This window comes from Burkholderia sp. Bp8984, assembly GCF_003853755.1.
Taxonomy (GTDB): Bacteria; Pseudomonadota; Gammaproteobacteria; order Burkholderiales; family Burkholderiaceae; genus Burkholderia.
Genome location: NZ_QTQN01000018.1, coordinates 47722 through 73774 on the forward strand (window position 1 = coordinate 47722; position 26053 = coordinate 73774).

Annotated in this window: 21 protein-coding genes and 2 pseudogenes; 10 read left to right on the top strand and 13 right to left on the bottom strand. The window is 68.5% G+C overall.

All coding sequences use genetic code 11. The annotated features are described in order from the left end of the window. Window positions 1–14: 14 nt before the first annotated feature. Genes DID98_RS19205 through DID98_RS19215 form a run of 3 tightly spaced genes read right to left on the bottom strand, consistent with a single transcriptional unit; the run spans window position 15 to window position 3205 of the window. Window positions 15–1469 (bottom strand): alginate export family protein, encoded by a 1455-nt coding sequence (locus DID98_RS19205; protein WP_260428094.1) that lies wholly within the window; start codon window positions 1467–1469, stop codon window positions 15–17. 14 nt (window positions 1470–1483) lie between these two features. Further along, on the bottom strand, window positions 1484–2425 hold the full coding sequence (locus DID98_RS19210; RefSeq protein WP_124488033.1) for a glyoxalase: 942 nt from the start codon (window positions 2423–2425) through the stop codon (window positions 1484–1486). Between the two features lie 48 nt (window positions 2426–2473). Then, the gene (locus DID98_RS19215; RefSeq protein ID WP_044847097.1) at window positions 2474–3205 is read right to left on the bottom strand and encodes a YoaK family protein; all 732 of its coding nucleotides are present in this window, start codon (window positions 3203–3205) and stop codon (window positions 2474–2476) included. A 362-nt stretch (window positions 3206–3567) separates the two neighbouring features. Here DID98_RS19215 and DID98_RS19220 point away from each other — a divergent pair, with 362 nt between their 5' ends. The 7 genes from DID98_RS19220 (at window position 3568) to DID98_RS19250 (ending at window position 13087) form a co-directional block, all read left to right on the top strand. Beyond that, a complete protein-coding gene (locus DID98_RS19220; protein ID WP_044847096.1) occupies window positions 3568–4287 on the top strand; it encodes a TetR/AcrR family transcriptional regulator in 720 nt (239 codons plus the stop codon). A 131-nt stretch (window positions 4288–4418) separates the two neighbouring features. Beyond that, on the top strand, window positions 4419–5294 hold the full coding sequence (locus tag DID98_RS19225; protein ID WP_124571220.1) for an alpha/beta fold hydrolase: 876 nt from the start codon (window positions 4419–4421) through the stop codon (window positions 5292–5294). Window positions 5295–5331: 37 nt separating this feature from the next. Further along, window positions 5332–6474, top strand: coding sequence for an FAD binding domain-containing protein (locus DID98_RS19230; RefSeq protein ID WP_124571221.1), 1143 nt, complete (start codon window positions 5332–5334; stop codon window positions 6472–6474). Window positions 6475–6650: 176 nt separating this feature from the next. Beyond that, on the top strand, window positions 6651–6992 hold the full coding sequence (locus tag DID98_RS19235) for a DUF4148 domain-containing protein (protein ID WP_124571222.1): 342 nt from the start codon (window positions 6651–6653) through the stop codon (window positions 6990–6992). A 280-nt stretch (window positions 6993–7272) separates the two neighbouring features. Continuing rightward, window positions 7273–8508, top strand: a complete 1236-nt coding sequence (locus DID98_RS19240; protein WP_124488038.1) for an efflux RND transporter periplasmic adaptor subunit — start codon at window positions 7273–7275, stop codon at window positions 8506–8508. Beyond that, on the top strand, window positions 8505–11696 hold the full coding sequence (locus DID98_RS19245) for an efflux RND transporter permease subunit (protein ID WP_124571223.1): 3192 nt from the start codon (window positions 8505–8507) through the stop codon (window positions 11694–11696). The genes DID98_RS19240 and DID98_RS19245 overlap by 4 nt, the downstream gene beginning before the upstream one ends. Continuing rightward, window positions 11693–13087 (top strand): efflux transporter outer membrane subunit, encoded by a 1395-nt coding sequence (locus DID98_RS19250; RefSeq protein ID WP_124571224.1) that lies wholly within the window; start codon window positions 11693–11695, stop codon window positions 13085–13087. The genes DID98_RS19245 and DID98_RS19250 overlap by 4 nt, the downstream gene beginning before the upstream one ends. 137 nt (window positions 13088–13224) lie before the next feature. Here the strand turns inward: DID98_RS19250 and DID98_RS19255 are convergent, their stop codons facing one another. From DID98_RS19255 to DID98_RS19285, 7 genes are all read right to left on the bottom strand, one after another. Continuing rightward, window positions 13225–14127, bottom strand: coding sequence for a LysR substrate-binding domain-containing protein (locus DID98_RS19255; RefSeq protein WP_124488041.1), 903 nt, complete (start codon window positions 14125–14127; stop codon window positions 13225–13227). 220 nt (window positions 14128–14347) lie between these two features. Beyond that, on the bottom strand, window positions 14348–15259 hold the full coding sequence (locus DID98_RS19260; RefSeq protein WP_124571225.1) for an NAD-dependent epimerase/dehydratase family protein: 912 nt from the start codon (window positions 15257–15259) through the stop codon (window positions 14348–14350). 249 nt (window positions 15260–15508) lie between these two features. Next, a complete protein-coding gene (locus DID98_RS19265; protein WP_124488043.1) occupies window positions 15509–15796 on the bottom strand; it encodes a hypothetical protein in 288 nt (95 codons plus the stop codon). 131 nt (window positions 15797–15927) lie between these two features. Continuing rightward, window positions 15928–17118, bottom strand: coding sequence for a M20 aminoacylase family protein (locus tag DID98_RS19270; RefSeq protein WP_124488044.1), 1191 nt, complete (start codon window positions 17116–17118; stop codon window positions 15928–15930). A 79-nt stretch (window positions 17119–17197) separates the two neighbouring features. Beyond that, entirely contained in the window at window positions 17198–18532 is a 1335-nt protein-coding gene (locus tag DID98_RS19275) for a DUF3100 domain-containing protein (RefSeq protein ID WP_124488045.1), read from the bottom strand. A gap of 48 nt (window positions 18533–18580) precedes the next feature. Then, entirely contained in the window at window positions 18581–20098 is a 1518-nt protein-coding gene (locus DID98_RS19280; protein WP_124488046.1) for an aldehyde dehydrogenase, read from the bottom strand. Between the two features lie 54 nt (window positions 20099–20152). Further along, on the bottom strand, window positions 20153–21106 hold the full coding sequence (locus DID98_RS19285; RefSeq protein ID WP_260427315.1) for an NAD(P)-dependent oxidoreductase: 954 nt from the start codon (window positions 21104–21106) through the stop codon (window positions 20153–20155). Window positions 21107–21168: 62 nt separating this feature from the next. Between DID98_RS19285 and DID98_RS19290 the strand changes: the two genes are divergently transcribed. Continuing rightward, window positions 21169–22077 carry a LysR family transcriptional regulator gene (locus DID98_RS19290; RefSeq protein WP_124488048.1) on the top strand — a complete coding sequence of 303 codons (909 nt, stop codon included), beginning with the start codon at window positions 21169–21171 and terminating at the stop codon, window positions 22075–22077. Window positions 22078–22465: 388 nt separating this feature from the next. Here DID98_RS19290 and DID98_RS19295 read toward each other — a convergent pair. After that, window positions 22466–22738: pseudogene (locus DID98_RS19295) on the bottom strand (alpha/beta fold hydrolase); the annotation flags it as partial. 117 nt (window positions 22739–22855) lie between these two features. Continuing rightward, a pseudogene (locus tag DID98_RS19300) lies at window positions 22856–23236 on the bottom strand (hypothetical protein); the annotation flags it as partial. Between the two features lie 620 nt (window positions 23237–23856). Between DID98_RS19300 and DID98_RS19310 the strand changes: the two are divergent. Beyond that, a complete protein-coding gene (locus DID98_RS19310; RefSeq protein WP_124488049.1) occupies window positions 23857–24132 on the top strand; it encodes a hypothetical protein in 276 nt (91 codons plus the stop codon). Further along, window positions 24108–24614, top strand: a complete 507-nt coding sequence (locus tag DID98_RS19315) for a hypothetical protein (protein ID WP_124488050.1) — start codon at window positions 24108–24110, stop codon at window positions 24612–24614. The genes DID98_RS19310 and DID98_RS19315 overlap by 25 nt, the downstream gene beginning before the upstream one ends. Window positions 24615–24798: 184 nt before the next feature. Here the strand turns inward: DID98_RS19315 and DID98_RS19320 are convergent, their stop codons facing one another. Then, a complete protein-coding gene (locus DID98_RS19320; RefSeq protein ID WP_124571226.1) occupies window positions 24799–25992 on the bottom strand; it encodes a YncE family protein in 1194 nt (397 codons plus the stop codon). Window positions 25993–26053: the final 61 nt, after the last annotated feature.

The window sequence follows — 26053 nt, forward strand, 5'->3', positions numbered from 1 at the left end:
CGCGGCTTGCCGCGTTACCAGCCGAACTTCGCCTCCATGCCGACGTAGTCGGCATTGCGCGCGCCGAGCGCGCGAATCGAATCGGCGACCTGGAAATGCACGGCCTCGACCGCCAGCGCCACGTTCGCATTGACCAGCCAGTCGACGCGCGCCTGCGCATACATGCCCGTGCGCGCGCCGCCCTTGCCGGCCGTGCCGGGCACCGCCTGCATCCCCTGCCCGTAGATCGCATCGGCGGTCGTCTGGCGCCACTGGAAACCGACCGCGGTCAGCACCGTCACGTTGCTGGCCGGCTTGAACGTCAGCGACGGCTTCACGTGAATCAGGTTGCTGTAGCCGGTGTAGCCGGCGAGCGTGAAGTAATAGCCGTTCGGGAACAGCGGATTGAAGGTGCCCATGCGCCCGTCGCCGGGATGCTTGTCGCCCGACGCGCCGTCGACCTGGATGCCGATGCGCGGCGTGCCCGGCGCTTTCGCGAACGTGTAGCCGCCGAGCGCGCCAAAGGCCCATGCGCCGATCGTGTCCTGGCCGATGTGGCCGGTCTGCAGCATCGCTTCGGCGTCCCAGTCGAACCCGGAAGACTTGCCCGCGTAGCGCATGTCGAACACGTCGCGCCGCTCGGTGCCGGCGCCGGCGAGATAGCGCGCGTTGTCGCGCGTATAGCGTGACCAGTAGGCCGACAGTTCGCCTGGGCCCACGGCGTTGTGCTCGATCCGCACGCCGTCGAAGCGCAGGTGCCGATTCGACACGTCGTCGAACACCGCGTCATTGCGATATTGCACCGGACGCGTCACGTAGCCGATCAGCCGCCAGTTGCCGATTTCGTAATCCGCCCACAGCGCGTCGAATGCCTGACGCACGTTCGGGCCGTCCCGCACCGACACGAACCGCTGCAGGTCGTACGCCATTTCCTGCCGGCCGACACGCGCCTTGAACGTGCCGCCGCCCAGCTGATCGACATACGCGACGAACGCCTGCTCGATGTCGAGCTGATCCTTGTCCACCGTACCGACCGTGTCTTTGCCGAACGGCCGCGCATCGACGAACTGCACGAACGCCTGGAAATGCCCGGCATAGCGCAGGTCCGCGTGCACCGTCGCGCGCTGGATCACGTAGTTGTCGTCGTGCGCGGTGCCGAGCCCGAACAGCGGCGCGTTGTTCAGCTCGAAACGCTCGCGCAGGTTCGCGCCGAGCGACAGGTAGGTCGACGGGTCGCCGCCGAGCGGGATGTACTTCAGCCCGTCGAGCGGCTTGCGCGGCACGCACGGATTCGCGAGCACCGACCAGTCTTCCTGCCAGCGGTTGAACAGCACCGCGGGCCGCTTCGCGGTGCACGTCGTGCCGGCGGCCGAGGCCGAGGTCGGCGCCGGCGCCACGGTGTCCTCGGCGGCGGCCGCCGTCCCGGCGTATGTCGCGACGCCGCCCGCCAGCACGGCGGCCGGCAGCACGCCCCGCCACGCCCACCTCATCGCCCGATGCGCCATTACTTCGACCGCGCGTGGATCTCGGCGACGTAGCCGCCCGGGAACTGCACGAGCGCCGCATCGCGCCCGTCCGACGTGAAGGGCGGCACCAGCACGGTCACGCCGGCGGCCTTGGCCTTCTCCAGCGTGGCGGCGAGATCCGGCACTTCGTAGCCCGTCATTTCGCGCCCGAACGGATAAGGCAGACGGCCGTCGGTCGCCAGCACGGTCATCTTGCCGAAGCCCGACTCGATGCGGATGCGGCGATACGTGTCGTTCGGCCGGCCGATCTCGATGCCCGGCGCCTTGCGCACGTCGGACACGACCTTGCCGCGCGAGAACGCGACGAAGTCGTGCACCAGCTTGCTCGCGCTTTCCGGCGACACGTACACGCGGTTTTCCGGCACCGTCTGCAGCGGGTCGTAGTGCGGCGCCTGGGTGTGCCAGTACAGCTGCATGTTCACGCCGCCCGGCCAGCGGATGATCGCGTCGCGGCCGATCGGATCGGGGAACGTGTCGACGACCACGTCCGCGCCGTGCGCGCGCGCCGATTTCATCGCGACGTCCATGTCGGTGACGAGGTAGCCGGTGCGCTCCTCGCAGAACGGATACGGGATCGGCGTCTTGAAGCCGAACACTGAAATCGTGCCGAACGGCGTCAGCACGAGCTGCGACATCGTCTGGCTCGGCGTCGGCGTGACCTGGAACACGCCCTGCTGCGACTTCTTGCCGCCGAACGTCGCGACGAAGCTGTCGGTGAAGCGGTCGAAGTCTTCCGGCGCGACGCACACGTGCGTCGTGTCGTATTGCGGGCCGACCGCGACGGCCGGCACCTTCCCTGACGAGGTATCGAGCAGGCGCGTCTCGTCCGCGTGGGCCGGCGCGCTCGCCAGCAATGCGCCGAACACGGCCGTCGATGCGGCCATCATCCGCAGTACCTGTCGCAACTTCAGTGCAATCATCGAAATCTCCTTGAAAATGACAAGCGCGGCCATACGCCGCGCGCGGATTCAGCGTGACGCCGGCCCGTCGTCGGGCCGGCCGGATCGGTAGGCGAGGAAGCACAAGGCCGCGAGCGGCAACGCCAGCGCCCAGAACGCGGCGGACACGTAGGCCGCGGCCCCCGCGCCGGCCCCGAGCGCGAAGCCCGCGACCGGCGGCAGCGTGCGCCGCAGCCGCACGCGCGCGGCTTCGCGTTCGGCCGGCGCGGCAAGCGGCACGAGCCAGTCGAATGCATCGATCACCGCCTGCGTGACGTTGCCCGTCATCACCGTGTTGGCGACGACCGAGCGCGCCGTCAGCCGGCCGTGCGCGTTCTGGACGCCCATCGCCGCGGCGCCGAGCAGGCCGCACAGGATCGTGCGCGGCGCGTCGGCGTCCGCGATCGGCGACGCCATCACGCCGGCCAGCATGAACCCGGCCAGCAGCACGGCCTGCAGTGCATACAGCGAACGCGCGCGCGGGCCGTGGCCGAGCGAACGCATCCGGTGGTCGAGCACGCGCGCGCCGACGATGCCGGCGATGAAGGCCGGGAATGCGAGCCACTTGATCACGAGCCCTTGCCCGACGCCGGCCAGCCCCGAGCCGATCAGGATGAAGTTGCCGGTGACGTGCGCGGTGAACAGGCCGAACAGCGCGACGAAGCCGAGCGTGTCGACGTAGCCGGCGATAGACGCGAGAAACACGTCCTCGCCGCGCACGTGATCGGGCGCCGCGGCCGCGGTTACCGGCTGCGTCGGCATGGACCGGCTTCCTGGATGGCGACGGTTGCGCCGGCGCACGTGCTGCCTGCGTCCGGCGAGTTCAGATAACGCATGTTCCGCTCCGGTTACGCCGAACGGCCCGGGGGCGCCGACTGGCGTCCGGTCCCAACGGCGGTTCGGAAGCAAGACTAGTTAAGGAACGTCTTAATGTCATGGCGGCGGCCCTGAATTTTCCTGAATATGCCGCCCGGGCGCCCGGCCGGACTGCGGGGTCGACGCGACGCGGTACGCTTAGGAAAACGCTCTCGCATCGCAGCGACCTCGGCGCAGCGATCGGCCCGCACGGTCCGATCGTGTTATTTTTCGAGCGATAGCTTAAGCGCGCCATCAGGAGCCGATGCATGACCGAAAGAAAACGCAGCACGCCGGCCCGCGAGCGCGGGACGGACGCCGACGGCAACGCCGTCACGCCGGGCCGCCGGCTCGCGCCGGAAGCGCGCGAGCGGCAAATCGTCGAGAAGGCGATCGAGCACTTCGCGACGCACGGCTTTTCCGGCAGCACGCGCGAACTCGCGCGGCAAATCGGCGTCACCCAGCCGCTCTTGTACCGGTACTTCCCGAGCAAGGAAGCGCTGATCGATCGCGTGTACGACGAGATCTACACGTGGAACTCCGACTGGGAAAAACTGATCGCGGACCGCACGGTCCCGCTGCAGGAACGGCTCGTCACGTTCTATCGCGCGTACGCGCAAACCATCCTGCGGCGCGAATGGATCCGCACCTTCATCTTCGCGGGGCTCAGCCGCGAGGGTTTCAATACTCGCTACCTGTCGCGGTTGCGCGAACGCGTGTTCCTGCCGGTGCTGCGCGAGTTGCGGCACGAGTACGACATTGCGACGCCGGCGACGGAAGCCCAGCGCAACGCGGAAATCGAACTGGTCTGGAGCTTGCACGCGAGCATCTTCTATTTCGGCGTCCGCAAGTGGGTCTACGGCCTGCCGGTGCCCGACGATCTCGACACTGAAATCGAACGGCTGGTCGATGCGTTTCTCCACGGCACGCCCGCGACGCTGAAGCAGCTCGCGTCCGGCGCGGGTGGCCGGCGCCGCCGGCGCGCGTAATCCGGCGCGGCGCACGCCCCCAGACGATTTCAGAACAATTTATCCGGCGCGCCGATCGCTTCGCCTATCCTCGAACGGCATCTGCGCCCGCCTCCGGCTGCGCGCACACCGAACCGGACAGGGACCACCCGATGACCCACGACGCGCCTTCGATCACGCATCACACCGTCACCGCGAACGGCATCCGCCAGCACTACATCGATGCCGGCAGCGGGCCGGTCGTCGTGCTGCTGCACGGCTTCCCGGAAACCAGCTTCGCGTGGCGCTTCCAGATCCCGGCGCTGGCGCGGCGTTACCGCGTGATCGCGCCCGACCTGCGCGGCTACGGCGAAACCGACAAGCCGGCCGCCGGCTACGACAAGCGCAACATGGCGCGCGACGTAGCCGGCCTGCTCGATGCGCTCGGCATCGGCCGCATCGCGCTCGTCGGCCACGATCGCGGCGCGCGTGTCGCGACGCGCTTTTCGAAGGACTTCCCCGAGCGCGTCGACCGGCTCGTCGTGATGGACAACGTGCCGACGCGCATCGTCGCGCAGAACATGACCGCGCAAACCGCGCGCGCGTACTGGTTCTTCCTGTTCCATCAGGTGCCCGACCTGCCCGAGGCACTGATCGCCGGCAAGGAAGCCGAGTGGCTGAGCCATTTCTTCGCCGACTGGTGCTACAACCCGCACGCGATCTCCGGCGACGCGTTCGACACGTACTTGCGTGCGTACCGGCGCCCGGGCGCCGTGCGCGGCGCGCTGGCCGACTATCGCGCGAACGCGGAGGACGTGAAGCAGGATCTCGTCGACGCCGACGTCCCGATCGCCTGCCCGACGATGGCCATCTGGGGCGAGGATTTCTACGCGGTCGGCAAGCTGTTCGACATGAAGTCCGTATGGGAAAGCATGGCGACGAACCTGCGCGCCGAGCCGATCGCGCAGTGCGGGCACCTGCCGCAGGAGGAGCAGCCGGAGCGCGTGAACGCGTTGCTGCTCGACTTCCTCGCGCACTGGGAAGGTTGAACCGCCGCGTGCGGCGAATCATCGGGGGAAAGCAATCATGAGCGACGTTTCGGGCCCGTCGGCGATCGTCGTCGGCGGATCGGTGGGCGGACTGTTCACGGCAACCGCGTTGCGGGCGGCCGGTTGGCGCGTCAAGGTGTTCGAGCAATCGCCGAACGATCTCGACAGTCGCGGCGGCGGCATCGTGCTGCAGCCGCCGATCGAGCGCGCGTTCGCGTTCGGCGGCGTGCCTGTGCCGCGCGATGCGGGCGTCGATTCGGGCGACCGGATCTACGTCGACGAACACGACCTTATCGCGCAACGCTTCTACATGCCGCAGACGCAGACCGCATGGAACGTGATCTATACGGCGCTGAAGCGCGCGCTGCCCGCCGACGTCCTGCACGCCGGCGTCGCGTTCGACCGGTTCGAGCAGGACGGCGCGCGCGTGTTCGCGCATTTCTCGGACGGCCGCGTCGAGCAGGCCGACCTGCTGGTCGGCGCCGACGGCGGCCGCTCGGCCGTGCGCGCGCAGCTGCTGCCCGATGCGCGGCCCGCATACGCGGGGTATGTCGCGTGGCGCGGGCTCGTCGACGAGCACCTGCTTCCCGACACGGTGCTGCAGGTGCTGCGCGAGCGCTTCACGTTCCAGCAAGGCGACGCCCATCTGTTCCTGACCTATCTGGTGCCCGGCCGCGACGGCGCGATCGCGCCCGGCAAGCGGCGCGTGAACTGGGTCTGGTACCGGCGGCTCGCGCAGGATCGCCTGCCATCGCTGTTTCTCGGCCAGGACGGCATGCAGCGCGACGGCTCGCTGCCGCCCGGCGCGATGCGCGACGACAACCGGCTCGAACTCGTGAACGCCGGCCGCCGGATGCTCGCACCGACGCTCGCCGCGCTCGTCGACGCGACACAGGCGCCGTTCGCACAGGCGATCCTCGATCTCGCGGTCGAGCGCATGGCGTTCGGCCGCGCCGTGCTGCTCGGCGACGCGGCCTGCCTCGTGCGGCCGCATACGGCCGCAGGTGTCGCGAAAGCGGCGGACAACGCGGTCGGTCTTGCCGAGGCGCTGCGCGGCGGCGTGCCCGCCAACGCGTTCGACGCCGCGCTGTCGCGCTGGGAAGCTGTTCAGCTCGCCACCAGCGCGTCGCTGTCCGAACTCGGCATCTCGCTCGGCGCGCGGATCATGGGGCGCGCGTGACCGGCCGGCCGCCGTGTGCGGGCTCGATCGTTTGCATCGACCGCCGATTCGTGATTCCAGGTCAAAAATGATTTCGCCGGCGGCCCGTTTTTCCGCGGCGTCGGGATACCTATATTGGCAGCACTCGCAACGACGACGACGTGGTTGCGGTTCACTCGACCCGATAGGTACCCCTGATGAAAACGCTCGTTTCTTCCACGCTTGCCGCACTGATCATCGCCACGCCGGCCGTTTCGTTCGCGCAGCAGCATGACCGCCCGCTGACCCGCGCCGAAGTGAAAGCCGAAATGGCCCGCCTCGCGGCCGTCGGCTATACGCCGGCACTGGACCACAACCAGTATCCGGTCGCGATCCTCGCCGCCGAAAAGCGCGTGCGTGAAAACGCCGTCGCGCAAGCGGCATCGAACACCGCACCGGCAGCCGACACGACCGGCTACGGCAGCGAAGGCACCGGCACCAGCGCATCCGGCCGCGCACTGACGACCAACGGCCGCGACGCGATCTATCGCGGTCATTGAGCGGCATCGACGCGCGCGCGAGCCCCTTGCCCGCCACGCGCCCCCGCTCGTCCATCCCCTCCGCATCGCCGGCCCGAATCGCCTGAACAGGCGTTCGGGCCGCGCGTCGTCGCACCGCTTCCCGCATCACGCCCCTGCCGCGCGCATCGTCGCCGCACCGCGCGATTCGTGACTGCGCAGTACAAGTTCTTATGACGCCGCGTCCGTTTATCCATCGCGCGCCACGCACGATACTGCGCACCATCCGGCGCCGTGCGCGTCATTCGATACATCGAACAACATGAACAGCTACCCAGGATTGAAGCGCTTCGCGCGACCGGCCGTGCTGGCCGCCCTTCCGCTCGCCGCATTGCTCGCGTTGACGGGCTGCCGGTCGGACGACACCGCGCCGGCCCCGAAGCCGAACGTGATCGTCAGCGCACCCGTCGCGCGCAACGTGAACGACGTCGACGTCTACACGGGCCGTTTCGAAGCGGTCGACACGGTCGACGTGCGCCCGCGCGTGAGCGGCTATCTCGAACGCGTCGCGTTCCAGGATGGCGCGACCGTGAAGAAAGGCGACCTGCTGTTCGTCATCGATCCGCGCCCGTACCAGGCGGCGGTGACGGCCGCGCAAGGCACGCTCGAGCGCGCGCAGTCGCAACTGAAGCTGAGCCGGCAGGATTTCGAGCGGGCCAGCGTCCTGATCAAGACCGACACCATCGCGCAGAGCCTGTACGACCAGCGCCGCCAGGCCGTGCAAAGCGCGCAGGCCGACGTGACGAGCGCGCAAGGCGCGCTCGAACGCGCGCGGCTCGACCTGTCGTTCACGCGCATCGTCGCGCCGATGTCGGGGCGCATCAGCCGCAAGCGCGTCAGCGAGGGCAACCTCGTGAAGGGCGGCGACAGCGAAGCCACGGTGCTGACGACGATCGTGTCGCAGGACCCGATCGACATCTACTTCGACGTCGACGAGGAAAGCTACCTGCGCTACACGCGCGAAGCCGCGCAACACGGCGGCAACGCGTCGTCGCGACAGGTGGCGATCGCGCTGCCGGGCGACGCGAAGCCGTCGCTGTCGGGCACGATGGATTTCGTCGACAACCGCCTCGACAACTCGACCGGCACGCTACGCCAGCGCGCGCGCGTCGCGAATCCGGACGGACGCCTGAGCCCCGGCCAGTTCGGCCGCGTGTCGCTGTCGAGCCGCATCGCGCACGCGGCGCTGCTCGTGCCGGATTCGGCCGTCGCGACCGACGCGACGCGACGCGTGCTGTATTTCGTCGACGCGAACGGCACCGTGTCGGTGCGCCCGGTGACGCCCGGCCGCCTGTTCGGCAACCTGCGTGAAATCGATGCGGGGCTGAAGGCCGGCGACCGCGTGATCGTCGACGGCTTCCAGCGCGTGCAGGCCGGCGATCAGGTCAACGCTGTGCCGCGCGCGATCGATGCGGCTCAGATGGCGAATGCGACGAATTCCGAAAAAGTTGCGAACGCAACCGCTGCGTCCAGCACCGCGACCGGGAGCGCGCAATGAACCTCGGCCGCCTGTCCGTCCAGCAGCCGGTGCTCGCGATCGTCCTGTCGATCGTGCTGACCATCGCCGGCGCGCTGGCCTATTTCTCGCTCGCGGTGTCCGAGTACCCGGACATCGCGCCGCCGACCGTCGTGATCCAGGCGAGCTACCCGGGTGCGTCCGCGGAAACCGTGTCGCAAACCGTCTCGACACCGATCGAGCTGGAAGTGAACGGCGTCGAGGACATGCTGTACATGTACAGCCAGGCGACCTCCGACGGCAGCCTGAACATCACCGCGACGTTCAAGCCCGGCACCGACGTCGACAAGGCGCAGGTGCTGGTGCAGAACCGCGTCGCGCTCGCGACGCCGCGCCTGCCCGAGCCCGTGCAGCGCAGCGGCGTGTCGGTCCGCAAGTCGTCGCCGACGCAGCTCGGCACGATCTTCATCTACTCGCCCGACCAGCGCTACGATCCGCTGTACGTGTCGAACTACGCGATCCGCAACGTCGCCGACGTGCTGAAGCGGATCGACGGCGTCGGCGACATCAACCCGCTCGGCGCGCGCGAATACTCGATGCGCATCTGGCTCGACCCGGAACGCGTCGCGTCGTTCGGCCTGAGCCCGCGCGACCTCATCGCCGCGGTGCGCGCGCAGAACACGCAGCTCGCGGGCGGCGTGGTCGCGCAGGCGCCGATCACGAACCAGGCGTTCCAGCCGAACCTGATCTTCGAAGGGCGCCTGAAGCGGCCCGAGGATTTCAGCGACATCGTCGTCAAGCAGGGGCAGGACGGGCGTCTCGTGCGGCTGAAGGACGTCGCGCGCATCGAGGTCGGCGCGCTCGCGTACGCGACCGACAGCTACATGCTGCGCCACCCGACCATCGCGCTGCAGGTGCTGCAGCAGCCCGGCGCGAACGCGGTCGCGACGATGGACGCGGTCGAGAAGAAGATGACCGAGCTCGGCAAGGCGTTCCCGAAGGGCATCGTCTACAACATCGGCTACAACCCGACCGCGTTCATCGGCGACAGCATCCACGAACTCGTGAAGACCATCTACGAGGCGGTCGTGCTCGTGGTGTTCGTCGTGCTGCTGTTCCTGCAGGGCTGGCGGCCTTCGATCATCCCGATCCTGTCGATTCCGGTGTCGCTGGTCGGCACGTTCGCGGCGATGGCCGTGCTCGGCTACTCGATCAACAACCTGACGCTGTTCGGCCTCGTGCTCGCGGTGGGGATCGTCGTCGACAACGCGATCGTCGTGGTCGAGAACGTCGAGCGGCACCTGGCGGCCGGCACCGCGCCGCGCGATGCGACGCTGCTGACCATGAAGGAAGTCGGCGGTGCGCTGTTCGCGATCACGCTGGTGCTGTGCGCGGTGTTCGTGCCGACCTCGTTCATTCCGGGCATCTCCGGCCAGTTCTTCCGCCAGTTCGGCGTGACGATCGCCGTGTCGACCGCGATCTCGTTCTTCACGTCGGTCACGCTCGCGCCCGCGCTGTCCGCGATGATGCTGAAGGCGCACGACTCCGCGCACGATGCGCCGGCGTCGACGTCGCGCACGGCCGCGCTGCTCGCGCCGCTCATGCGCGCGGTGCAGCGTTTCGCGGATGCCTTCAACCGCGTGTTCCAGCGCGTATCCGACGCCTACGGCGCGCTGGTCAGGAAGCTCGTGCGGATCGTTCCCGCGATGAGCGTGCTGTACGTCGTGCTGATCGCGGCGACCGGCTATCTGCTGGTATCGAGCCCGAAGGGCTTCATTCCCGCGCAGGATCGCGGCTACCTGGTGGTGCTGGTGCGCACGCCCGACGGCGCGACGCTCGAACGCACGAGCGCGGTCGCGCGCAAGATCGAGGACATCGCGCTGTCGGTGCCGGGCGTCGCGCGCGTGCCGGTGTTCTCCGGCGTCAACGCAGCCACCGGCACGAATTCGGCGAACAGCGCCGGCCTGTTCCCGGTGTTCAAGCCCTGGCCCGAACGCAAGGCGCAGGGCCTCACCATCGACACGATCGCGGCCGAGCTGCGCAAGCGCCTCGCGGGCATCACCGAAGCGTCGATCGTCGTCGCGATGCCGCCGCCGGTGCAGGGCCTCGGCAGCACGGGCGGCTTCGCGATGCGGCTCGAAGACCGCAACGGCCTCGGCACGGCCGCGCTCGCGAAGGCGACGCAGGATCTCGTCGACGCCGCGAACCGCACGCCCGGCATGGTCGGCGTCTACACGCCCTACTCGGCGACGAGTCCGCAGGTTCACGTCGAGCTCGATCGCGAGAAGGCGGAGATGCTCGGCGTGCCAAGCCAGGAGATCAATGACGCGGTCGAAACGTATTTCGGCTCGACCTACATCAACGACTTCAACATCGTCGGGCGCACCTATCGCGTCACCGCTCAGGCCGACCTGCCGTTCCGCGTGACGGCCTCCGACCTCGGGCGCCTGAAGGTGCGCAACCGCGACGGCGACATGGTGCCGATCGGCAGCGTCACGCGCATCGACGACACGCTCGGCGTCGATCGCGCACCGCGCTACAACCTGTATCCGGCCACCGAGATCAACGGCGATACCGCACCCGGCCTCGGTTCCGGTTTTGCGATCAAGACGATGGAGACGCTCGCGAAGCAGGTGCTGCCGCCGGGCATCTCGTTCGAATGGACCGACTTGTCGTACCAGCAGACCACGGCCGGCAACACGGGGCTGCTCGTGTTCCCGCTGTGCGTGCTGCTCGTCTATCTGGTGCTCGCCGCGCAGTACGGCAGCTGGAGCCTGCCGGTGTCGATCCTGCTGATCGTGCCGATGTGCCTGCTGGCCGCGTCGCTCGGCGTGCGCGCGCTCGGCCAGGACGTGAACATCCTCACGCAGATCGGCTTCATCGTGCTGGTCGGGCTCGCCGCGAAGAACGCGATCCTGATCGTCGAGGTCGCGCGGCAGCTCGAGGCCGACGGCAGGGAGCTGGTCGACGCGGTGGTCGACGCGTGCGTGCAGCGGCTGCGCCCGATCGTGATGACGTCGCTCGCGTTCATTCTCGGCGTGCTGCCGCTCGTGATCTCCGAAGGCGCCGGCGCGGAAATGCGCCAGGCGGTCGGCGCGGCCGTGTTCTTCGGGATGATCGGCGTGACGTTCTTCGGGCTGCTGTTCACGCCTGTGTTCTATGTGCTGGTCCGCCGGCTCGCGACGCGCAAATCCGGCGTCGCGGCGGCGGCCGCGGAGGTGGTGCAATGAAATTCATCCGACTCGTGGCCGCGCTGTCCGCGGCGGCCGTCCTGACCGCGTGCACGAGCGCGCCGGTCGCCACCGTCGCCCCGCCGCCGCTCGCCGCGACCTACGCGAACGCGGATCTCGTCGCCGCCGGCCCTGCCGCCGCGACCGACGCGTGGTGGCACGGCTTTCACGATCCGATTCTCGACCGGCTGGTCGATCGCGCGCTCGCCAACAACCTCGACCTGAAGGCGGCGGTCGCGCGCATCGACGCGGCGCGCGCGGTACGGATCGGCGCCGCGTCGCAGTGGTTCCCGTCGCTCGACCTGAATGCGGGCGCCGGCCGTCAGCGGCTGTCCGCGTCGCAGGCGTTCCCGACCGACACGCCGACGACCGGCAATGCATTCGACCTGAATGCGAGCGTCGCGTGGGAAATCGACATCTTCGGGCGCATCCGCCAGGGCGTGTCGGCCGCCGACGCCGACATCGCGTCCGCGCAGAACGACGCGGCGGCCGTGCGGATCGCGACGATCGACGAAACCGTGCGCACCTACGTGACGGTGCGCGGGCTCGAGCAGCGGCTCGCGCTGGTCGAGGCGAACGCAGAGAGTCAGCGCGGCACCGAGGCATCGACGCGGCGCCTGTTCGACGCGGGCGTCGTGCCGATCGCCGACGTCGACCGCGCCGCCGCGCAGGCGGAAACCACGCTCGCCGAGTTGCCCGCGCTGCAGTTGCAGCGGCAGGCCGCGATTCACCGCTTGTCGATCATCACCGCGGCGACGCCGCAGGACGTCTATGCGCAACTCGATCCGCCCGCGCCGGGGCCGGTGTGGACGGCAGCGGCGCCGGGCATCGGCACGCCGGCCGACCTGCTGCGCCGCCGGCCCGACGTGCGCGCCGCCGAAGCGCGGGTCGTCGCCGCGTATGCGCGCATCGGCGTGGCCGAAGCCGATCTCAAGCCGCACCTGCAGCTGATCGGCGTGATCGGCGCGGCCGTTGACGGCTTCTCCGGCGCGACGCTCGCGCGTTCGCTCGCCTGGATGGCCGGCGCCGGCGCGAGCGCGCCGCTGTTCGACGGCGGACGGCGCCGCAGCATCGTCGCGTTGCGACGCGCGCAGGCCGATCAGGCCGTCGCCACCTATCGTGCGACCGTGCTCGGCGCGGTCAGCGAGGTCGAAACGTCGCTGGCGGCAACCGCCCGCGATCACAGCCGGACCGAGCGCCTCGAACGAGCGGCGTCGAATGCGCGCGATGCTTATACGCAGATCAACCGGTCGTGGCGCAGTGGCGAATCGGCGTTCATCGACACGCTGGAGGTGCAGCGCTCGCTGCTCGCGGCCGAGGATTCGCTCGCGCAGGCGCGCACCGACGAGATGCTCGCGCAGGTCAGGCTGATGAGCGCGCTCGGGCAATAGTCGGCCCGCGCGATGCGAGTGGTGCGGTGCGTCGGTCGTATCGGTCGCGTCGGTCGCCATGAAAAAAGGGCGACGTGCCCGATATCGATCGAACACGTCGCCCTTCGCACGAGACGAGCGGCGGTTTGCGCGCCCCTTCAGTCGATATCGCCGCCTTCCTTCAGCTGTGCGCTCAAGTAGTCCAGAAAACTGACGATGCGCGACGACAGCGTCGCGTTGCGATAGTAGACCGCGTGAATCGGCTGGCGGAATTCGGTCGTGTCGTCGACCAGCACTTCGACGAGACTGCCGTCGCGGCGATGGGTGCCCGTCATGTAGTCGGCGAGGCACACGATGCCCGCGCCGTTAAGCGCGAGCGTCAGCAGCGTCTCGCCGCTCGACGCCTGCAGCGCGGGATGGATCCGGTATACGTCGCCGTCCGCGGTGCGCAGCGGCCAGTGGTTCAGCGTTTCGGGCTGCACGAAGCCGAGCAGCGTATGGTTCGCGAGATCGGCCACGCGCGTCGGCACGCCGGCCTTCTCCAGGTACGCGGGGCTCGCGAGAATGCGCAGCCGGCTGCTGCCGAGCTTGCGCGCGTGCAGCGTCGAATCGCGCAGCTCGCCGATCCGGATCGCGACGTCGGTGCGCTGTTCGAGCAAGTCGATGATTTCGTCGCTGGTATGCAGTTCGGCCGCGATCGCCGGAAACGCTTCGCGAAAGCCCGGCATCATCGGCGCGATCACGTGCTGCATGAACGGCATCGCCGCGTTGATGCGCAACCGCCCGGCCGGCTTCTCGCGCTGGCTGGCGAGCTGTTCCTCGGCGAATTCGACCGACGCGATGATCTCGCGCGCGTATTCGAGGAACAGCGTGCCCTCTTCCGTCACTTCGAGCCGGCGCGTCGTGCGGCGGATCAGCGTCGTGTCGAGCTTTTCCTCGAGACGCCGCAGGATCCGGCTCATCACCGACGTCGGCTGGTGGAGCTTGTCCGCCGCCCCCGTCAACGAGCCGGTATCGGCGATGGTCACGAATGCGAGCATCTCGTCGAGGGTGGTCTTCATGGTCGGGAATCGGTGACGGTTGCAGAATCGTCACGATAGTGCCGCAGCGCCCGTTTGATAAGCGGGAGCCGGCGCGAATCATAGTTGATTCAGATTCAAGAATGCGCGGCTAATATTGTCCGATCAATGCGATCGCTGGCCGGGGGGCGCACGCGCCCGGGTGGGTGCGTGCTGCGTGCTGCGTGCTGCGTGCTGCGTGCTGCGAAGCAATTCTGCGGCGTCAGGCCGCGATCGGCATGTCGTGGCGGATCCAGTCCTGCATCGCGCCATGCTGCGGCGCCCAGCCGAGTTCCTGCCGCGCGCGCACGGCTTTCACGCGGCTGTTCGACGCCAGCGAGAAATGCGCGCGCGAGTGGCCGAGCACCTGCTCGGCCTCGGCGATGTCCCACTCGACGACCGACGGCAAACCGAGACGCGCGGCGAGCGCCGCGCCGATGTCCGCGAACGACGCTTCGCCGTTCTCCGCGAAATACAGCGCGCCGGGCGCCGCGTGCCGCATCGCGCGCACGTAGAGATCGGCGACATCCTCGACATGCACGTTCGACCAGCGGTTCAACCCCTTGCCGATCACGCGGACCGCGCCGGCCTCGCGCGCGATCGCCGCGAGCAGCGGAAGCTGCGCGCTGTCGCGCCGGATGCCGAGCCCGTCGCCGTAGATCATGCTGTTGCAGATGACCGCCGAGCGGATGCCGAGCGTCGCCGCCGACATCACGAGCTGATCGATGGCACGGCGCTCGGGCTTGGCCGGCGCGACGACCGGCGTCGCTTCGTCGAACAGCGGCGCGTCACCGTGCGCGCCCTGTGCGTCGTCCGCGATCACGCTAGTGCCGCTCGTGTGCAGGAACGTCTTGCCCGAGCCGCTCAGCGCCGCGACGATCGTCTCGACCGATGCGCGGTGGTCGCTGCTCGCCGCGTTGATCACGCAGTCCGCGTCGCTCGCGAACGCATGCAGCAGCGCCGTGTCGTCGAGGGTGCCAATGACAGGCATGATGCCGGCTGCCGCGAGTGTCGCGGCCTTCTCGCCGTCGCGCGCCAGCCCGGTGACGACATGCCCTTCCGATACCAGCCGTGCGGCCACCGAGCCGCCGATGTAGCCGGCCGCGCCCGTCACGAATACCTTGATGCCCTTCATCCACCGCTCCGATGGCGAGGCCGCTGCGACTGCATGTGCCTCGCGGAAATGAGTCGGCCCGCGCGCACCGGTGTCGGATGGGCGCGGGCCGTCGATGCCGGCCGTGCGGCGTGTCGAACCGGCGCAACGCGGCCTGTGGCTTCAGTATCGATGCCGCGCGCGGGCAGCGAAAGAGGCCGATCGTGAAAAGAGTTTTGAACCGGGCGGGAAGATCGGCGGCACCGCCGCGTCAGTGCAGGATCCTCCAGGCTACGGCTTGCCGCCCAGCGACTCGAGCAACTGTCGGCGGCGCACGCTCGCCGACCCGTGGTCGCCGGCGCCACGCTTGGTCAGATACCGACTGATCACCCTGTTGCCCGCATCGTCGGCGACCGGCAGGAGATTGAACCGGTACGACATGGTTTCGTCGTCGCCCCACCACCAGCCGTCGCCGCTATACACGTAGGGCGCGCTACTCGGGCAGACGACCGTCCGCGTCCCGTTCCATTTCGTCAACATCAGACTGCCGTCCGCGTCCACGGCGAGCGTCGTGGTCACGCGTTGGCGTGGATCGCCAGTTTGAACTGGCGATCGTACTGTCGCGATAGGACGGCTTATCCAACGAGCGGCACCGATACCGAGATCGCCCCGGCGGCACTCGTTAATCCCGAAAAGTCAGCACCGCCCCCCTACTGCGCCAAAACCCGCTCCACCAACCTGACGAAATAACTCGCCCCCACCGGCAGCAACGCATCGTTGAAGTCATAACTGGCGTTGTGCAGCAGGCAAGGCCCGCCGCCATGCCCATGCACGCGATGATCGCCGACCCCATTCCCGAGGAACGCATAACAACCCGGCTTCTCGCGCAGCATGAACGAGAAATCCTCTGCCGCCATGGTCGGATCGACGGCCGCGTTCACATGTGCGTCGCCCACCAGCTCGCGCATCACCGTCACCGCCACCGCCGTCTGCTCGGCGTCGTTCACGGTAGCCGGATACTGGCGCTGGAAGTCCACCTCGCTCTCGCAATCGAAGGCCGCGGCTGTCGCGGCCACCACGGCGCGCATGCGCGTCTCGATCAGGTCGAGCGTCGCATCGGAGAAGGTCCGCACCGTGCCGCCGAGCCAAGCATCGGTCGGTACCACGTTCATCGCCTCGCCCGCATGCACCTGCGTGACCGACAGCACCGCGCCGTCGATCGGATTTCGGTTGCGCGTGACGATCGCCTGCAAGGCGCTCAGCACCTGTCCCGCCGCGAACACCGGATCCCGGCCCAGGTGCGGCATGGCGGCGTGGCAGCCGGCACCGCGCAGGTTGATCCGGAACAGGCTGGTCGAGGCCATCAGCGCCCCGGGCCGCACCGCGAAATCGCCGGCCGCGATGCCGGGCCAGTTGTGCAGCCCGAACACAGCATCCACCGGGAAACGCTCGAACAGGCCGTCCTCGATCATCGCGCGCGCGCCGCCGCCCGCCTCCTCGGCCGGCTGGAAGAACAACTGCACGGTGCCGTCGAACGCGGCATGCCGCGCCAGATGGCGCGCGGCCCCGAGCAGCATGGTGGTGTGCCCGTCGTGGCCGCAGGCATGCATCGCGCCGGGCACCGTCGAACGATGCGCGAAGGTGTTGGCCTCCTGCACGGGCAGCGCATCCATATCGGCGCGCAGGCCGATCGCGCGCGCACTGCTGCCGCGCTTCAAGGTGCCGACCACGCCGGTGCGGCCGACGCCGCGCGTGACGGCATAACCCCATTGCTCGAGCCGCTCGGCGACGAGTTCGGCGGTGCGGAACACGTCGTAGCCCACCTCGGGATGGGCATGGATATCGCGGCGTATCGCCGTCAGTTCGTCGGCGTGCGCGACGATAGAATCGATCAGTTTCATGCGGAGGGGAACGCTTTTGTCGGTCGTCGCGGCGCGACGGCTAGTCGGTCCATGCTGCCCGCCGCCGCGCCGCGAGGCATCAGATATGGAACAGCTGCGCCACCAGGGTCGCGCCGATGAAGGTGCCGGCATTGGCCACGAAGGACACCAGCACGATGCGCCAGCCGAGCCGGCGGAAGGCCGGGATGTCCTTGGCGATCGACAGCCCCGCGAACACCAGCATCGGCGTGGTCACTCCGAGGAAATCGTTGTGCGAGCTGAGCGCGGCGATCTGCGAAGCCCACGGGGACCACGGCGAGGTCAGGAACATCGCCACCACCGATACCCAGCAGACCGCCGGAATCCGCCGCCCCGTCACACGCGCCAGCGCATCGCCGACGATCGTCGCGCACACCATGATCGCGATTCCCGGCAGTCCCACCAGCGGTGTGGTGCCGTGGGCAATCCAGTCGCACACCAGCGCCATCGCGGCCGTCACGATCCAGGCGAGCAGCTTGCCGCCGTAGCCGAGCGCGGGCGCCTCGGTCCGCACTTCGCCCAGCGACGGGCTGGCTGCCTCCGGCTGCGCCGATGCCTTGGTGGTGCGGCCGATCAATGGCTCCAGCACGCGATAGCCCCAGACCGCGAGCGGCAGCGAGATGAACAGCGTGAAGTAGGTACCGATGGTGGTGGTGATCAGGTTGCTGGCCGCGGCGAACGCGAGCACGGATTTCGCCGTCTCCGGGTCCTGCTGCGCGGCAATCGCGCCCGAGGCGGCCGCCATCATGCTGCCCGAGCCGACGCCCGAGCCCATCGCCAGCGCGAGCGGATCGAAGATGCCGAGGCTGCTCACGAAACCCGCAAACACGGCGATGAACACTGCACCGAACACAGTGCCGGTCAGGTACTCGGCCAGCACGCCGCGGCCCTCGGCCGAATCCATCCCGTACTTCTCGCCGATGATCGCCAGGCTCGGCTCGCGGCCCACCGAGAAGGTCGCGCCGATCGCCTCGCGCTTGATGCCGAGCAGCAACGCGAGCGGCAGGCCGAGCAGGATGGTGCCAACGAAGTGGCCGAATTCCTGGAAGGCCAGCGCCCAGCCCGCCGAAGCCAGCTTGGGCAGCGCGCTGCCCACCATTAACCCGAGCTTGGAGACGAACAGCAGCAGCGCCGGCTGCAGGATCGCAGCCGCGAAGAACTGGTCGGGCACGCTCAGGCGCGCGCTGCTGTTCCAGCGCGCGCTGGCCAGCCCCACCGCGGCGCCGAGCAGCAGTGCCCAGATCATCGGCAGCAGCACGACCTTGCCCGGTCCAAGCTTGAACGTAAACGAGCCGATCCATTCGGCGACCAGCAGGATGCCGGCCGCGTAAAGCAGGACCTTGGCGGTGGCCGCTCCACCAAGCTCGCGGCGCTTGATACCCAGTGCGTGTTCCATGACGAATCTCCCCTTGAAGCCCGGCTGCCGTCGCATGCGGTCCGGTGATTACAGATAACCGAACGCGGTGGGCGGCGCTTCGGCCGTCTCGACCCACACGCTCTTGGTCTGCGTGTATTCGTACAGCGCCTCGACCCCGCTCGAGCGGCCGTAGCCGCTCATGCCGTAGCCGCCGAACGGGGAGGCCACGTTGATGGTCTTGTAGCCGTTGACCCAGAAGGTACCGGCATTCACCTGCGCGGCCACGCGATGCGCGCGCGCCACGTCGGTGGTCCAGGCCGCGCCGGCCAGGCCGAAGTCGGTGTCGTTGGCGATCGCGATCGCCTCCTCCTCGGTGTCGAACGGGATGGCGGCCACCACCGGCCCGAAGATCTCGGTGCGCGCCACCTCCATCGCGTTCGACACGCCGGCCAGCACGGTGGGCGTCACGAAGTAGCCGCCGCGGCCCTCCCCGACGGCCTCGGCCGAGCCGCAGGCGAGCGTGGCGCCCGCCGCCACGCCGCACGCAATCATCGACATCACGTGGTCGTACTGCTTGCGATTGTTGATCGGGCCCACCTCGGTCGCATCGTCGAGCGGCGCGCCGACACGGATCTTCTTCGCCCCGGCAGCCACCATCGCGACGAATTCGTCGTAGACGGCGCGCTGCACCAGCAGGCGCGAGCCGGCCACGCAGCTCTGGCCCGCGCCGGCGAAGATCGCCGCCTGGGCGGTCAGCGCAGCGCGCTTGAGGTCGGCATCGGCGAACACGATATTGGCGGACTTACCGCCCAGCTCCAGCACGCAGGGAAGCACGCGGCGCGCGGCAGCCTCGGCGATGCGCGCGCCGGTGGCCGGCGAGCCGACGAACACCACCTTGCTCACCACGCGATGCGCGATTGCGGCCTGCCCGGCAGTGTGACCGAAGCCGGCCAGCACGTTGACCAGACCGCGCGGCAGCCCGGCCCGCTCGCCGAGCCTGGCGACCGCCAGCGAGGTAAACGGCGTCAGCTCCGAGGGCTTGAGCAGCACGCCGTTGCCCATCGCCACCGCGGGCGCCACCTGCCAGGCGCAGGTGAACACCGGCGCGTTCCACGGCGTGATCTGCAACACCACGCCGGCCGGCTCGCGGCGCGTGTAGTTGAGGTGCGAGGTCGGCACCGGGATCACGCTGCCGTAGAACTTGTCGGTCCAGCCCGCGTAGTACTCGAACATCTCGGCGACCTTGGCCACCTCGCCGCGGCAGTCGCGGATCGGCTTGCCCGAGCCCAGCGCCTCCAGCCGCGCGATCGCCTCGGCCTCGGCGCGGATCGCGCGCGCCACCTCCTGCATCACGCGGCCGCGCGCGGCATGCGTGAGCGCCCACCATTCGCGCTGCGCGCGGCGCGCGCTTTCGGCGGCATGGTCGACAACGGCTGCGCCGGCGTCGCGATAGGCGAGTGTGGCTTCGCCCGTCGCCGCATCGTAAAGCTGGATCGTGTCGCCCTGGCCGGCGACGAGCTCGCCGTCGATATACGAGCCGATCGTGACGGCACCGGGGAAGAAATGCGCGAAGGCGGCGAGCAACTGGTCTGCGTGCTGGGTCATGTCAGGTTTCCGTCTATGGGGGTCAAGCGGGATCGTGGTGCGGGCTGCCTGGCCTCAGGCCGGATCGAGGAAGTCGACGATGCGGTTGAAGTCCTCGGCGTCGGCGACGGATACCTCGCTGGCAGCCCACACGCGCGCCGCCTCGCGTGCCACCGGCGCGACGCTGTCGAACTGGTCGAGCAGGCCCAGCGCGAGCCGCACGTCCTTGCGCATCAGCTTCATGGTGAAACCGGAATCGAACTTGCCGTTGAAGATCCAGGTCGGGTAGTTGGTCAGCGTCGCGCTGTTACGGCCGGAGCCGCCGTTGAGCGCTTCGACCAGCTTTTCCGGATCGACGCCGGCCGCGCGCGCGGTGCGCACCGCCTCGCTGGCGACCAGCAGGTGCACGCCGGTCAGCAGGTTGTTGAGCAGCTTGGTAACGTGGCCGGCGCCCACCGGGCCCACATGCACGCGCTTGGCGCTGATCACCGCGAGGATCGGCTCGATGGCCGCGATATCGCTGTCCGAACCGCCCAGCACCATCGTCATGGTGGCGGTGGCCGCGCCCTTCGGGCCACCGCTCACCGGGCCGTCGACGAAGCCGATGCCGCGCTCAGCCAGGGCCGCCGCCACGCGCCGCGTGCTGTCCGGATCGGCCGTGGTGGTATCGATCACGATGCTGCCCGGCCTCGCGTTCTCGAGCACGCCGCCCGCGCCCAGCACCACCGCCTCGACCACCGCCGAGGTCGGCAGCGACAGCAGCAGCACGTCGGCATCGCGCGCGATCTCGGCTACCGAATCGCGCGCCGACAACACCGCTTGCCCGGCCAGCTCGAGCGCCACGCCGGGCGCCGCGTCGTAACCGAGCACCGTGTAGTCGCCGCGCCGCAGCGAACCGGCCATGCCGCGCCCCATGTTGCCCAGACCGATCACGCCCACCGTTTTCATCCGAAGACTCCTGATAGCTGTTGGTTTGAGGCCGGCGCGCCAGCGTGCGCCCGCCTTGCATGGCCACGATGTTCGGTCCATGGACCCGTATAATCAATCAACGCCAATATTGATATTGTTCTCTTTTTTAGAACACCAGGATCATGAGCGAGACCCTTACCGACAGCCGGATCGTCTATTTCTACGAGGCCGTGCGCTGCGGCACGATCCGTGCCGCGGCCGATTGGCTCGACGTGGCGCCCTCGGCCGTGAGCCGCCAGATCGGGCTGCTGGAGAAGGAGTTGGACGCCACCCTGATGGAGCGCCACGCGCGCGGCGTGACGCCCACCGAGGCGGGACGCTGCGTGATCGAATATTTTCGCGAGCAGCTCGCGCACCGCGACGACCTGATCTCGCGCCTGCAGGAGTTGCGCGGGCTCAAGACCGGCCAGGTCAGCCTGGTGCTCGGCGAGGGTTTCGTCTCGGACCTGCTGGCCGGGCCGATGCAGCAGTTCTGCCGGCAGTTCCCCGGGATCCGCGTCAACCTCGACGTGGGTAGCACCAACGACGTGATCCGCAAGATCTCGAACGACGAGGGCGAGATCGGCCTGGTCTACAACCCTCCCGCCGAGCCCAAGCTGGTGTCGCGCGCGTCGAAGCGGCAGCCGATGATGGCGATCGTCGGCCCCGACTTCCCGCGCCGCAGCCACAAGGTGCTGACGGTGCAGCAGCTCGCCACCTACCCGTTGGCGGCCACCCACCCGTCCTACGGCACGCGGCAGATGATGGAGGCCGTGGAATACGCCGAGCGCGTTCGGCTCGGGCCGATCGTCACCACCAATTCATTCGCGATCCTGAAGGAGTTCGTGAAATCGGGGCTCGGCATCTCGGTGATGCCGGCCTTCGCGGTTGCGGCCGAGCTGCAGGCCAGGGAACTGTTCGCGATCGAGATCGCGCATCCGATCCTCGAGAACGCCGAGGCGCACATGGTCACGCGCGTGGGCCGCAAGCTCTCGGTAGCCGCCAACAAGATGCTGCAGATGATGACGGGGCAGATGCGGGCGTTCCGCTAGCGGGTCCTGCCCCGGCGCGTGCCCTGCGCAGCTCGAGCTTGTCCAGACACGGCTTGCACACACTCGCCAGGATGATCGTCAGTACGACGCAGCCAACGTCAGCATCGACGTTCGTGTAGGTAAAACCCGCGCCTAAATTCGAAAGCATTCTGAAATAATTTCGTTTCCCCTTGCCAGATCGCTCGCGTGCGAACTTTCACTTAAGACTCTTGATTATTTTCCCCGCAGTAATAGGTTCTCGCGCTCGCTCCTGAACCTCCGACGCATCCAGCAAAAAGACGCACACAACCCTTTTATATCAATCATTTACGTTGCATTTTTCACATACAGAAATGTGAGGTGTGGACTTTTTTGTACGTTTCCCTCCCATACTCCCAAGTGCGGTCTTTTTTGTCTGTCGACAGCTGCGACCGTGGCCGCGGCTGTCGATCACGATCGCACGGTAGCCGGCCGTGAGCAGCGCCGGCATCTGATTGCCCGAGTTGCCGCCGTGGCCGAGGCCGCCGTGCAGCAGCACGACCGGCGGGCCATGGCCGAACGACGCGTGCCAGATGCGCGCGCCGTCGTGGTCCAGCCATCCTTCGGCGTCGGCCGCCGGCAGCGGCGTGCCGCCTTGCGCGTCGAAGCGGACGAGGTCGTCGTCGGCGAATTCCGCGTTCATCGTTCTGCCGTCCTTGCGAGGGAGACGAGCTTGCGATTGTAATGCGCGCGACAGCGTGCCGCGACGCGTCCGCGCGCTGCGGTGCGCGACGGCGCGGCGCCGTGCCGTGCCGTGCCTTCAGGCCTGCGTCGGCACCAGCGCGCCGGACGTCGAGCCGCCCGACTTCTGGATCGCCTGCGCAAGCTGCGCGATCGCCGTCGACAACGCGGCGGAGATCGTGCTGGCTTCCGCGCCCAGCGTCTGCTGCTCGAGTGCCGCGGCCGGATCCTGCTTCGCGCGCCGCGCGGCCGCCGCCATCTGCTGCTGCAGTTGCGCAAGCTGTTTCTGCAAGCGCTCGATGAGTTGCTTCAACTGCTTTACCGCGGGATCCTCGGCCGAGGATCCCGACGCGCCCAGTGTCTGCCCTGCACCGTCCGACTGCGCGGCACCACTCGCCTGCGACGACGCGGCGGACGTCGCCGTCGACGCGGCACCGGTGCCGGACGGATCGGCGGTCGCTTACGGTATTCGTCGGATGAAACTTGAGCCCCGCCTTTCCAGCTGCCCTGAGATGCCCAGAGATGCCCGCGCCGTGCGCGTACCGCCGATCGTCGCGAAGGGGCCAGATTGGCCGGCCGTCGACGCTGGTAAAATCGCCGGCTGGCCTGCTGCCGCAGCACACCGGCTGCTTCCGGCAAGGCCTCGCGGGCTGCCCCGCGTCGGCGCCCGCCCGGTCGGGCCCGACACGCGATGCCGTCCGGCGCCGTCGCAACGCGAGCCTCGCGCCCGCATCGACATGGCGACGCGCCGACGTCGGCACGCCCCCCCCTTCATCACGCATTTCGAGGAATTCACGATGGCCCGCATCGGCGCCTTCTGCCTGACCACGTGGCTCGCGGCCGCGATTCTCTATTTCGGCCAGCATTCGGTCGCGATGATTGCGCTCAGCGGCGTGGTCGTGTTCGGCGGATTCGACTTGCTACGTCCGTAACGACGGCGGCGCGCGCGGCAGCGGCGGACGCGATTCGCCGCCGCACTGAAAAACGCCGCCGGCGGGCCGTGACGCAGCGTAAGATGCTGGTCGGAATCGTCATTCTCGCGCAGCACGAACAGGGCCCCCCCACGCAGGCCGTCCGATCATGAAACAAGGCATTTTCGTCGCCACGCCCGCCTACGGCGGCATGTGTTACCTGCCCTACGTGAACGGGCTGCTGGAGCTTCTGCATGCGTGCCTGAGCGCCGGCCTCGCGTTCGAATACTTCTACCTGAGCGGCACCGCACTGTTGCATCAGCAACGAAACGTCGCGGTCGAGCGCTTCCTGCACAGCGGCCTGTCGCACATGATGTTCATCGATGCGGACATCGGCTTTCGCGGCAGCGACGTGTCCGGATGTTCGAACAGCAGCACGACGTGATGCTCGGGCTGTATCCGTCCAAGAGCATCAACTGGGCGGCGGTCGCCGAGGCCGCGCGCTCGGATCCGTCGGCGCCGCCCGAGCGGCTCGCGTTGTTCAGCGCCGATTACAGCCAGACCGCGTATGCGGTGGACGGTGCACAGTCCCGGATCGAGCTCGATTCGGTTTCCGAAATCCACTCGGGCGGCGCCGGCCTGATGATGATCGCGCGCCCCGTGTTCGATACGATGGCGCAGGCCTATCCCGAGACGCGGGTCGAGTTTCCGCCGAGCTATCGGAACCTGTCACCGAATTCGACCTCCATGTACGAGCATTTCGAATTCCTGAGGGAACCCGACGGGCGCTCGCTGTCGGAGGATCTGTCTTTCTGCAAGAAATGGCGGATGTGCGGCGGCAAGCTGTATGCGTGTTCGTGGTTCCAGACCGTCCACGCGGGCGTTCATCTCGATGAGGGCAACCTGCCGGCGTTGCTCGGTCAATGAGCCGCGGGTGCGAACGGCTGGCGCTGCGCGACGCGTAGCGGCGCGAGCAGTTCGGCTTGCGGATGGCGGATAGCGGATGGCGGCTGACCGTCGCCGTCCTCGCGACTTCGGGCTGCGTGCGCAGCCTGGCATCCCGGACCGGCGCGACGCACGCGTCGGCCAGCCCGTCGAACGCTTCAACCCATCACCGCGGCAACGTCCGCAACGACGACGGCCCGCCCGTGAGCGCGATGCGCTTGCCCGTATCGCGCAGCTTGCCGCCCTCCACCGCATACAGCGCGAGCTGCCGCTCGACGTTGAACTGCACGATCACGTGCCGGCTGTCGGCGGTAAACACGATGCCCTGAGCGGCTTCGCCGCCCGGCACTTCACTCGTCTGCACCGCACGGCCGTTGCGGATCTCGAACAGCACCACCTTGCCGAGCTTGTGGCGGCCCGGGTTGTCGGGCGTCAGGTTCGAGCCGTCCATCGCCTGCACGGCGATCCACTTTCCGTCCGGCGAGATCGCGACGCCCTCCGGCAGTGACGGCACCGTCAGGTACTGGACCGTGCGGAACGGCGTGCGCGACACGTCGATCAGCGCGACCGAATCGGCATCGCCCGCGAGCGTGCCCGTATAGCCCGGCAACCCCGCGAGCCCGACGTTGCTGACGACGGCCCAGCGATTGTCGCTCGACACGTCGATCGTGTAGGGCGCGACGCCCGTGCTCAGCCGCGTGCCGCTGTCGGTCACCTTGCCGTCGTCGACGTTCAGCACCGCGATGCCCTGCTCGTCGCGCAGCGACACGAGCGCATGCTTGCCGTCGTGCGTGAAGCTGATCCCGGCGAGCCGCCTCTTGCCGATCTTCAGGTTGCCGTCGAGCGTCACCTGCGTTCCGTCGATCCGCAGGATCGACACGCTGCCGTCGACGTTCGCCGCCAGCGCGAGCCGGCCCGACCGGTCGATCGCGATCCCCTGCGGGTGCGTGCCGAGCTCGAGGCGCGTGATCGCCGGCGGCGACGCATCGAGGTTCACGACCTGCACAAACGTGTCGAACACGAGTTGCCTGGCCCCCTGGTCGTAGCGCGTCGGCGCGCCGACCAGCGCGAGCTTCGCGTCGGGTGCGATCGCGACGGCCTGCGGCGGCCCCTGGATGCCGTTCTCGACGTCGACCTGCAGCGCGACCTTCGGCGGAAACACGCTCGCGTCGAGCAGCGTCAGCGTGTCGGCGGGCGGCGACGCGAGATAGGTGTCGCGCCCTTCGACGCGCTGATACTTGCCGTCGTTGCCGGACACGATCCAGTCGGCCGTGTGCGCGGTGACGGCGGTGGTAGCGAGCGTCAGCGCGGCGAGCAGGCGGGCGCGACGAAGGCGAAAGCGAAAGCGATTCGAATGCATGGCGGTCGGTTCTCCGGATCGGTTGCGGATGCAAGGACTGGCACGACCCTGCTGCTCGACG

Excerpts from the sequence above, each read along its gene's own strand:
- DID98_RS19310 (WP_124488049.1), top strand. The coding sequence starts at position 23,857 with ATGAAACAAGGCATTTTCGTCGCCACGCCCGCCTACGGCGGCATGTGT.
- DID98_RS19215 (WP_044847097.1), bottom strand. The coding sequence starts at position 3,205 with ATGCCGACGCAGCCGGTAACCGCGGCCGCGGCGCCCGATCACGTGCGC.
- DID98_RS19290 (WP_124488048.1), top strand. The coding sequence starts at position 21,169 with ATGAGCGAGACCCTTACCGACAGCCGGATCGTCTATTTCTACGAGGCC.
- DID98_RS19320 (WP_124571226.1), bottom strand. The coding sequence starts at position 25,992 with ATGCATTCGAATCGCTTTCGCTTTCGCCTTCGTCGCGCCCGCCTGCTC.
- DID98_RS19230 (WP_124571221.1), top strand. The coding sequence starts at position 5,332 with ATGAGCGACGTTTCGGGCCCGTCGGCGATCGTCGTCGGCGGATCGGTG.
- DID98_RS19225 (WP_124571220.1), top strand. The coding sequence starts at position 4,419 with ATGACCCACGACGCGCCTTCGATCACGCATCACACCGTCACCGCGAAC.
- DID98_RS19245 (WP_124571223.1), top strand. The coding sequence starts at position 8,505 with ATGAACCTCGGCCGCCTGTCCGTCCAGCAGCCGGTGCTCGCGATCGTC.
- DID98_RS19250 (WP_124571224.1), top strand. The coding sequence starts at position 11,693 with ATGAAATTCATCCGACTCGTGGCCGCGCTGTCCGCGGCGGCCGTCCTG.
- DID98_RS19210 (WP_124488033.1), bottom strand. The coding sequence starts at position 2,425 with ATGATTGCACTGAAGTTGCGACAGGTACTGCGGATGATGGCCGCATCG.
- DID98_RS19235 (WP_124571222.1), top strand. The coding sequence starts at position 6,651 with ATGAAAACGCTCGTTTCTTCCACGCTTGCCGCACTGATCATCGCCACG.
- DID98_RS19240 (WP_124488038.1), top strand. The coding sequence starts at position 7,273 with ATGAACAGCTACCCAGGATTGAAGCGCTTCGCGCGACCGGCCGTGCTG.
- DID98_RS19220 (WP_044847096.1), top strand. The coding sequence starts at position 3,568 with ATGACCGAAAGAAAACGCAGCACGCCGGCCCGCGAGCGCGGGACGGAC.
- DID98_RS19270 (WP_124488044.1), bottom strand. The coding sequence starts at position 17,118 with ATGAAACTGATCGATTCTATCGTCGCGCACGCCGACGAACTGACGGCG.
- DID98_RS19260 (WP_124571225.1), bottom strand. The coding sequence starts at position 15,259 with ATGAAGGGCATCAAGGTATTCGTGACGGGCGCGGCCGGCTACATCGGC.
- DID98_RS19285 (WP_260427315.1), bottom strand. The coding sequence starts at position 21,106 with ATGGACCGAACATCGTGGCCATGCAAGGCGGGCGCACGCTGGCGCGCC.
- DID98_RS19280 (WP_124488046.1), bottom strand. The coding sequence starts at position 20,098 with ATGACCCAGCACGCAGACCAGTTGCTCGCCGCCTTCGCGCATTTCTTC.
- DID98_RS19255 (WP_124488041.1), bottom strand. The coding sequence starts at position 14,127 with ATGAAGACCACCCTCGACGAGATGCTCGCATTCGTGACCATCGCCGAT.
- DID98_RS19205 (WP_260428094.1), bottom strand. The coding sequence starts at position 1,469 with ATGAGGTGGGCGTGGCGGGGCGTGCTGCCGGCCGCCGTGCTGGCGGGC.
- DID98_RS19315 (WP_124488050.1), top strand. The coding sequence starts at position 24,108 with ATGTTCGAACAGCAGCACGACGTGATGCTCGGGCTGTATCCGTCCAAG.
- DID98_RS19275 (WP_124488045.1), bottom strand. The coding sequence starts at position 18,532 with ATGGAACACGCACTGGGTATCAAGCGCCGCGAGCTTGGTGGAGCGGCC.